The following is an 8,608-nucleotide window of genomic DNA, read 5'->3' as shown; positions in this document are numbered from 1 at the left end:
AGCTCAGCTGGATAGAGTACTCGGCTACGAACCGAGCGGTCGGAGGTTCGAATCCTCCCGGATGCACCATCTTCTCCGAGATAACAGCTAAATTGTTGTTTCATGGTCTGCGAGATAATCGCCAGCACCAGGGAGGATAACGTTGCTTTAGCAACGACCCGTAGGGCGAGGGTAACGGAGTCATCCTCCCGGATGCACCATCTCCTCCTTTTCTGAATAGTCTCTTTGCTCCCTGAACAATCCTCAATTCGCTGTCAGCGACAAAATCAATCAATTACGATAAAATAGCGTCTGGTTAATCGGCTTGTGAGAAGACGATGTACGAACGTTATGCAGGTTTAATTTTTGATATGGATGGTACTATCCTGGATACCGAGCCTACGCACCGTAAAGCGTGGCATGAGGTATTAGGACGCTATGGGCTACGTTTTGATGAGCAGGCTATGGTCGCTCTCAACGGTTCCCCAACGTGGCGTATTGCCCAATCGGTGATTGAACTGAACCATGCCGATCTTGACCCCCATGCGCTGGCGCGTGAAAAAACCGATAAGGTTAAAAGCATGCTGCTGGATAGCGTCCAGCCTTTACCGTTGGTCGATGTTGTGAAAGCCTGGTATGGTCGCCGTCCTATGTCAGTTGGCACAGGGAGCGAAAGTGCGATTGCAGAAGTTCTGCTCACTCACCTTGGGCTGCGTCATTATTTTGATGCCGTGGTCGCGGCCGATCACGTACAACGCCATAAACCGGCTCCTGATACCTTCTTGTTATGTGCTGAGCGTATGGGCGTTGTTCCGGCTCGCTGCGTTGTGTTTGAAGATGCCGATTTTGGGTTGCAAGCAGCGCGTGCGGCAGGAATGGATGCCGTGGATGTTCGGTTACTGTGAGTGATGGACTGTCGCTACTTTCACTGTTTACCAGCAGCTTTCTCAGCGCCACGCTATTACCTGGCAATTCTGAAGTTGTTTTAGTTGCCTTACTGGTTTCTGGAGCGAGTCATCCCTGGGTCTTAGTTTTAACAGCAACAATGGGTAATAGCCTTGGAGGGTTAACTAACGTTATCCTTGGGCGTTTCTTTCCGTTGCGTAAAACATCGCGCTGGCAAGAGAAAGCCACTGGCTGGCTGAAGCGCTATGGCGCTGTCACACTATTATTAAGCTGGATGCCGGTTGTGGGTGATTTACTGTGCTTGTTAGCGGGATGGATGCGCATCTCGTGGGGTCCGGTGATCTTTTTTTTATGTCTTGGCAAAGCGCTGCGCTATGTTGTGGTCGCGGCGGTTACGACGCAAGGCATTATGTGGTGGCACTAATTGTGTTGTGGAATAACCTTCAGGGTGACCAATACCATTATGCTAATTAAAACGATTTTGACAGGCGGGAGGTCAATTTGATCCCGAACGTATCACAGGCGCTGGCCTGGCTGGAAAAACATCCTCATGCATTAGAGGGGATTCAACGCGGGCTCGAGCGTGAAACGCTGCGTGTTAATGCTGATGGTTCATTGGCAACAACAGGTCATCCTGAAGTGTTAGGCTCAGCGCTAACGCATAAATGGATAACCACTGACTTTGCCGAAACGCTGCTGGAGTTTATTACTCCACCGGGTGACGATATTCACAAAATGCTCACGTTCATGCGCGATCTGCACCGCTATACAGCCAGAAACCTTGGCGATGAGCGTATGTGGCCGCTGAGCATGCCTTGCTATATTGCCGAAGGTCAGGATATCGAGTTGGCGCAGTACGGTACTTCGAATATCGGTCGTCTGAAAACCCTTTACCGTGAAGGCCTCAAAAACCGTTACGGTGCGTTGATGCAGACTATCTCCGGCGTACACTACAACTTCTCGCTGCCGATGGCTTTCTGGCAGGCGAAATGTGGTGTAACAGATAGTGATGAAGACGTTAAAGAAAAAGTGTCTGCTGGGTATTTCCGTTTGATCCGCAACTACTACCGTTTCGGGTGGGTGATCCCGTATCTGTTTGGTGCTTCGCCAGCAATTTGTTCCTCCTTCCTGCAAGGAAAACCGACAACGCTGCCGTTTGAAAAAACCGATTGCGGTATGTATTACCTGCCTTATGCCACGTCGCTGCGTCTGAGTGACCTGGGTTATACCAATAAGTCGCAAAGCAATCTCGGAATTACGTTTAACTCCCTGCATGAATATGTGGCAGGATTGAAGCGTGCGATTAAAACGCCTTCTGAGGAGTACGCGGCGATCGGTCTGGAGAAAGACGGTAAGCGCTTGCAAATCAACAGCAACGTTTTACAGATCGAAAATGAACTGTATGCGCCAATTCGTCCGAAACGCGTGACTCGCAGCGGTGAAACGCCATCTGATGCACTTCTACGCGGCGGCATTGAGTACATCGAAGTGCGTTCACTTGACATCAACCCATTCTCGCCAATCGGCGTAGATGAACAGCAGGTACGCTTCCTCGATTTGTTCATGGTTTGGTGTGTTCTGGCAGATGCCCCGGAAATGAGTAGCGACGAGCTGCTGTGTACGCGTACTAACTGGAATCGCGTTATTCTGGAAGGGCGCAAGCCAGGTCTGACGTTAGGTATTGGTTGTGAAACGGCTCAGTTCCCGCTGCCTAAAGTGGGTAAAGATCTGTTCCGTGACCTGAAACGGGTGGCACAAACGCTGGACAGCATTCACGGAGGAGAGGAGTATCAAAAAGTCTGTGACGAACTGGTTGCCTGCTTTGATAATCCTGAGCTGACATTCTCAGCGCGTATCCTGCGGTCTATGATTGATACAGGTATTGGCGGCACGGGTAAAGCATTGGGTGAGGCCTACCGTAACCTGCTGCGCGAAGAGCCGTTGGAACTGCTGCAGGAAGAGGAATTTATTGCTGAAAGTGCGGCTTCTAAGCGCCGTCAGCAGGAAATTGAAGCGGCAGATACTGAGCCGTTTGGTGCGTGGCTGGAAAAGCACGCCTGATACAAAAGAAAAAGGCCACTCGGGAGTGGCCAAAATTTCATCTCTGAAAACAGGGATGATGATAACAAATGCGCGTCTTTCATATACTCAGACTCGCCCCGGAACAAAGAGTTCAGAATATTTTTAAAAAATTTATCGGAGGTGGCTAAATGCCGTTGTTAGATAGTTTTACTGTCGATCACACCCGGATGGAAGCTCCTGCAGTCCGGGTTGCAAAAACGATGAACACCCCGCATGGCGATGCAATCACCGTGTTTGATCTGCGTTTCTGCATTCCGAACAAAGAAGTGATGCCTGAGAAAGGTATTCATACGCTGGAACACCTGTTTGCTGGTTTTATGCGTAACCACCTGAATGGCAATGGTGTCGAGATTATTGATATTTCGCCAATGGGTTGCCGTACCGGCTTCTACATGAGCCTGATTGGAACGCCGGACGAACAACGCGTAGCTGATGCCTGGAAAGCGGCAATGGCAGATGTGTTGAAAGTACAGGATCAGAATCAGATCCCGGAACTCAACGTCTACCAGTGCGGTACGTATCAGATGCACTCCCTCAGCGAAGCGCAGGATATTGCTCGTCATATTCTGGAACGTGATGTCCGCGTTAACAGCAATGAAGAGTTGGCGCTGCCGAAAGAGAAGTTGCAGGAATTGCATATTTAGTTGTCATGCTGGATGGTGAAGCTCACGCTTCTCATCTGGTCTACAAATAATAGGCTCCAGTCGATATAAAAAAGCCAGTTCAGATGAACTGGCTTTTTTTATCAATACGCGTGGCCATCGCACCTTTAAATGACATCGTCAGAATGTTGTTGTAAGCTCTGTTGAATTTTATCTTTAGCTTCTTTAGCTTTCAAAAATAACACCAATTGAATTGACAAACTCTCTATAAAAAGAGATATATTGCCCTAAGATTTCTTCGTCTTCTAAAAATTTTACTTTTTTTAAAGTTTCTTCTGGTATTTTTTGATCGGTAACATAGTCATATTCGCCCATCATAATCCCGCATTTGTCCAGTATTTTTAAATAACTCTCTTTTTCAGTGATCCCAAATGATTCCAGATCATTTTTTAGACCCTTGATGAAATTCTGGTATTCTGTCGTCTTACGGAGTCCTGCCGAAAGGAATGCCAGTTTATCTGCATCAAAGTAACTACCAGATTGTACGGCTTCATTCCATTTAGCTAGAGTTGTTATTTTTCTAAGGCTTGATTTGACAGGAATGATATCGTCATATACATCAGGTTGTTCAAAAAAGAGTTTTGAAAATTTGTCGAGAGACTGCTTTACGTTACCCATTCCTACTTCTGAAAATTTCTGCATGGTATAATGTACTATTGATTCATTAGCAATAATGCTTCCTGCGATTGAATATGAAACCATCATGTTCGAATCTTTTTCTTCAATCAATGTTTTACTAAACAATTGTTGACACTCTGGTTTAGCCATGTTCTTAATGGATTCGAATAATTTATTATTATTATTGCTAAAAATATTTTTTCTCAACAACATTATTTCATTCAACTTTTCTGCTGCTTCAAGCTGATTATCTTCGCTAAAATAGTTACGTATTAAACTAGTATCAAGTAGTTGTTCAGTTGCTATACTTGTTCTACTTAGATTTGCCCCGGAAAGGTCAGCATTACTCAAATCCAAATCGCTCATATCAAGTTTGCTTAAATCTTCCCCTGATAGATCGAGGCATCCAGTATCAATATATTTTTGTCGGGCTTCTGATAGGTTGTTTGTATCCAGAAAATATATGGTATTAAGATATCTGGCCCCTGATATGAACTGCGCTTCGCTTAATTGTAATTCTAATGGTTCAGATACGTTTTCTTCACTAATATTTAGTAAGTATGCTCCGTCCGTGTCCTTACTTATACATAATTCATATTCACCTTGTAGCGATTTTTCTGACTTATCAATAGTGAATCTAATAGAAATGCCGGGTTTATCAATAATACTGTTCAGTGTTTTTCGCGGGGACATACCCTCTGAAGCCAAAGAGCTCGCGAGGCTATTGATGACAGACTTAAGTCTCCTCTCACCTGAGTCCTTAATTCCAAAAGTAAAAATGTACTTCAGACACTCGACTACGCCATGCAGTTTAGTTGCTTCTTTGTGCAATGTTTTATCATCTGGGCTCATTGCAGCGCTTACCAGTATATCCATATGTTTTTGTGCTAAAGCATTAATGTTGTCCATTGTCATCGCCTTATTGATTGGTTTATCACTAAGGCGATTCTCTTACTAAGAGACAACGAAAAATATCAAAAATTGCTCCTGTTTAGCATCAATTTATATTGAATGAGCCAATGAATTGGACCCAATATAGATTCAATATCTATATTGGGTTTTGATTCTCAGTACCGAAAAATCGCTATTAGTGCGCACCGCCGCCGCCACTGCCTGCACCGAATGGCGGTTTAGCAAACCACACCAGGCCTAGCAGTACGAGGAAGATCCCAGCAGACATCCAGAAGATTTCGTTAGCAGAAATAATCAGCCCCTGGTTGGTGATTTGCTGCGCCAGCCAGCCGGATGCCTGTTCTTTGGTCATCCCTAATCCCTGCAGCTGGTTATACATAGCCTGTGCATTAGGATTATAAGGGTTTACTGACTCCGTCAGTTGCGCGTGGTGCAGCGACTCACGGCTAGTCCACATCGTTGTGGTGATCGATGTACCAATAGAACCCGCCAGCGTTCGCGTAAAGTTAGACAGGCTTGATGCCGCCGCCATACGTTCAGGCGGTAAACCCGACAGCGTGATGGTGGTCAGTGGCATAAAGAAGCAAGCTACCGCGAACCCCTGAATAAACTGCGGCCAGGCCGATGCGCCAAAATCCATACCGGGTTCGAACGTCCACGCACGCCAGTAGAAACAGACGGCATACATGATGAAGCTGAACGTGACCAGCCAACGTTTTCGGGGCTGTGGTGTATTTCTGTGGCCTCTCCTTCATCACCCTCAGGAAGGCCTTTTCCCTTCTGGTTGGTAACTTCACCAGTTGTCCCATACTTTCAGGATCGCGCATCAGTTCCGGTATACGCCCCGGCGAAGCGCCCTGCAATGTCACCCGTATTCTCATTATCATTCCGCATGATTCTGAAAAGCTCAGCCGGTTTGGCCAGTATCCTTTCAGCTTCCCCGTCTTTTTAATTATCGGATATCTCACCAGATAATAAGTCAGTAACATTCCCCCACAGTCCTGCTCCAAAAGCTCTGGCTTTTTACTTCTCAGAGTCAGCCTACTCAGTTGCATCGTCTGTTTTATCTCTCTGCAATCCAGTTCGATCCCCCTGTGATGGCTGTACAGGTCCGCCATTTCCCCTCCGGGGTAGCGCATGGCGTCTGTCATCGGTGTCAGCAGATGGCAGATGCGTCGCGGTCAGCAGGCGTGCTGTCATCTTATTTCCCTGACCCGGCTACTTTTTTCGTGTCTGCGGGCTGGTTTTCAGCTTCATCAGGTGGTCTCCTTTACCCAGTTTTCACTGCGCTCCTTTTCTGAGAAGGAGCATCTACAGCCGGGATCCCGCCATGTGTCTGGCGGGGATACCTACTTTTTGCACTAATATTATTTATTTATATATTATATTTTTATTTAGTTTATATTTATAATATTTTTTATTGTTATTTAATGGATTAATTGATTCAATGAACACGTTTCCTTTTATTATTTGTTCTTGTTTTTTATTTGTGTTTTTTGCTAGGCGTGATCTTGTTTTTGGTTTTTTGTAATGATATTTTTCTTGAACTTTTTAGATGACTGTTTTTACTTTTGTTTAATATGATCAGGGATGTTGATATATGGAACGTATGAATATTTTGAGGGTTGTCATTTGCGCATGTTTTCTAATGTCAGGTTGTGCCAAAAAAAACATTCCTGATGTTGTAAAAAATCCACCTCAAGGGCAGGTGAGCTGTTATCAAAGTATAACGACACTGAAAGCGTTAGATGAAAAATCTTTCGATATCTATAAAAAACAATTTGATAAAATCAATGACTTATATGCTTTTTACAATAAGCAAAAGTCACAATTGGATAGTGAATCTGCGGAAATCATTAAACTCGAAGTTAATAGCAAGTTAATGGTGGTTTGTTCTCGAGTGCGTAATGCCGTATTTACTGTGATGAATCAACAGGCGAGTGAATTGGGTAAACTATGAGAAAAATATCGCTGATTGCAGCCTCATGTTTACTTATGTTGCTGCCTGATACTGTTTTTTCAGAAGATTTCCTTTCCAAAGAAAACTCTATGCTTTTAGAGAAGTTATCTGAGGATAAGGTTATCAGTAATAGTGGTATTCCCAATAACGTAGTTATTGCAGAACCGACTACACAGATACGCTCGAATGACCTGCAGGGAAAAATTACAGCTCTGGAGAGAGCTAATCGTCTCCGAGAGGCGCAGTATCGTATTGCCCTCGAAAAAAATAAGGAGTTAAAGCGGAAGCTTGAAGCATCCTTTGCTGAAGGTGTCAATTCCCAGGACAAAAAAACAACCAATAAATCCATCGCTGTTAATGTTAAAAGTGAGTTAACTAACCAATCAATAATATTGAATAAAAAGATTGCTGGTCTTGAAAAAGAACTCGCGGATGTGACTAGCCAGAAAGAGAAACTAGAGCAACAGACTACAAGGTTGGCTGTTTTAGAAAAAGAAAAGTATGATTTATCAAAGCAATTAGCGGTATTAGCGGCGAGTTCAATAGAGGTACCTAAGCAAAAAAAATTATTGGAACAGCAGACCAAAAAGCTTAGCTATTTAGAAACGGAAAAAGCAAAACTTTTAAAACAAAAAGTAAGTTCAGAGCAAAAAATAGCTCAATTGGTATTGCTAGAAAAAGATAAAGTTGCACTAGAGAAAGATAAAGCTGATCTGGTTAAGCAGATAGCTGCTCTTACTCAGTCCAGCGAAACAGATGCGGCGAAGCAGAAAGCAGCGCTGGAGAAACAGATAACCCAGATGGCTGCTCTGGAAAAAGAGAAAGCTGATTTGGTTAAGCAGATAGCTGCTCTGAATAAGTCCAGCAGCGCAGAAACTGCGAAGCAGCAGGTTACGTTGGCTAAGACTCTGGCCGGACAGGATAAACTTAGCAGCGCAGATGCGGCGAAGCAGAAAGCGGCGCTGGAGAAACAGACAGCTCAGCTGGCAGCACTGGAAAAAGACAAGGCGGCGCTGGCGAAGCAGATTGCAGACCTGAGTAAATCCAGCAGCGCAGAGGCGGCGAAGCAGAAAGCGGACCTGGAGAAACAGACGGCTCAGCTGACAGCACTGGAAAAAGACAAAACCACGCTGACGAAGCAGATAGCAGATCTGAATAAATCCGGCAGCGCTGACGCGGCGAAACTGGAGAAACAGACGGCTCAGCTGGCAGCACTGGAGAAGGACAAAGCCACGCTGACGAAGCAGATAGCAGATCTGAATAAATCCGGCAGCGCTGATGCAGCGAAACAGAAAGCGGCGCTGGAGAAACAGACGGCTCAGCTGGCGACCCTGGAGAAGGACAAAGCCACGCTGACGAAGCAGATAGCAGATCTGAATAAATCCGGCAGCGCTGATACGGCAAAACTGGAGAAACAGACGGCTCAGCTGGCAGCCCTGGAGAAAGACAAGGCGGCGCTGACGAAGCAGATGACGGAGCTGAATAAGTC

Annotated in this window: 6 protein-coding genes and 3 pseudogenes; 6 read left to right on the top strand and 3 right to left on the bottom strand. The window is 45.3% G+C overall.

Annotated elements, in window-relative coordinates:
* Positions 1-317 precede the first annotated feature (317 nt).
* From yqaB to luxS, 4 genes are all read left to right on the top strand, one after another.
* Entirely contained in the window at positions 318-884 is a 567-nt protein-coding gene (yqaB, locus tag ACLJXE_RS24150; protein WP_286630430.1) for a fructose-1-phosphate/6-phosphogluconate phosphatase, read from the top strand.
* Positions 881-1,309, top strand: a complete 429-nt coding sequence (locus ACLJXE_RS24145; protein WP_410752228.1) for a YqaA family protein — start codon at positions 881-883, stop codon at positions 1,307-1,309. The genes yqaB and ACLJXE_RS24145 overlap by 4 nt, the downstream gene beginning before the upstream one ends.
* A gap of 77 nt (positions 1,310-1,386) precedes the next feature.
* The gene (gshA, locus tag ACLJXE_RS24140) at positions 1,387-2,946 is read left to right on the top strand and encodes a glutamate--cysteine ligase (protein WP_410752227.1); all 1,560 of its coding nucleotides are present in this window, start codon (positions 1,387-1,389) and stop codon (positions 2,944-2,946) included.
* Between the two features lie 149 nt (positions 2,947-3,095).
* Complete coding sequence (luxS, locus tag ACLJXE_RS24135) at positions 3,096-3,611, top strand: S-ribosylhomocysteine lyase (RefSeq protein WP_003037312.1); 516 nt, start codon at positions 3,096-3,098, stop codon at positions 3,609-3,611.
* 183 nt (positions 3,612-3,794) lie between these two features.
* On the opposite strand, the gene ACLJXE_RS24130 is transcribed toward luxS, so the two are convergent.
* The 3 genes and pseudogenes from ACLJXE_RS24130 to ACLJXE_RS24120 form a co-directional block, all read right to left on the bottom strand.
* Positions 3,795-5,156: a pentapeptide repeat-containing protein gene (locus ACLJXE_RS24130; protein ID WP_410752226.1), complete on the bottom strand. Its 1,362-nt coding sequence runs from the start codon at positions 5,154-5,156 to the stop codon at positions 3,795-3,797.
* Between the two features lie 178 nt (positions 5,157-5,334).
* Positions 5,335-5,874 (bottom strand): annotated as a pseudogene (locus ACLJXE_RS24125) (MFS transporter); the annotation flags it as partial.
* A gap of 1 nt (position 5,875) precedes the next feature.
* Positions 5,876-6,440 (bottom strand): annotated as a pseudogene (locus tag ACLJXE_RS24120) (IS4 family transposase); the annotation flags it as partial.
* Positions 6,441-6,759: 319 nt separating this feature from the next.
* Here ACLJXE_RS24120 and ACLJXE_RS24115 point away from each other — a divergent pair.
* Together ACLJXE_RS24115 and ACLJXE_RS24110 are read left to right on the top strand one after the other, a co-directional pair.
* Positions 6,760-7,119 carry a hypothetical protein gene (locus tag ACLJXE_RS24115; RefSeq protein WP_410752225.1) on the top strand — a complete coding sequence of 120 codons (360 nt, stop codon included), beginning with the start codon at positions 6,760-6,762 and terminating at the stop codon, positions 7,117-7,119.
* Positions 7,116-8,608 (top strand): annotated as a pseudogene (locus ACLJXE_RS24110) (hypothetical protein); the annotation flags it as partial. The gene ACLJXE_RS24115 and the pseudogene ACLJXE_RS24110, both read left to right, overlap by 4 nt.

This window comes from Citrobacter sp. U14242 (genome assembly GCF_046555775.1).
Classification (GTDB): domain Bacteria; phylum Pseudomonadota; class Gammaproteobacteria; order Enterobacterales; family Enterobacteriaceae; genus Citrobacter.
This window is presented reverse-complemented; position numbering and strand designations above follow the sequence as displayed.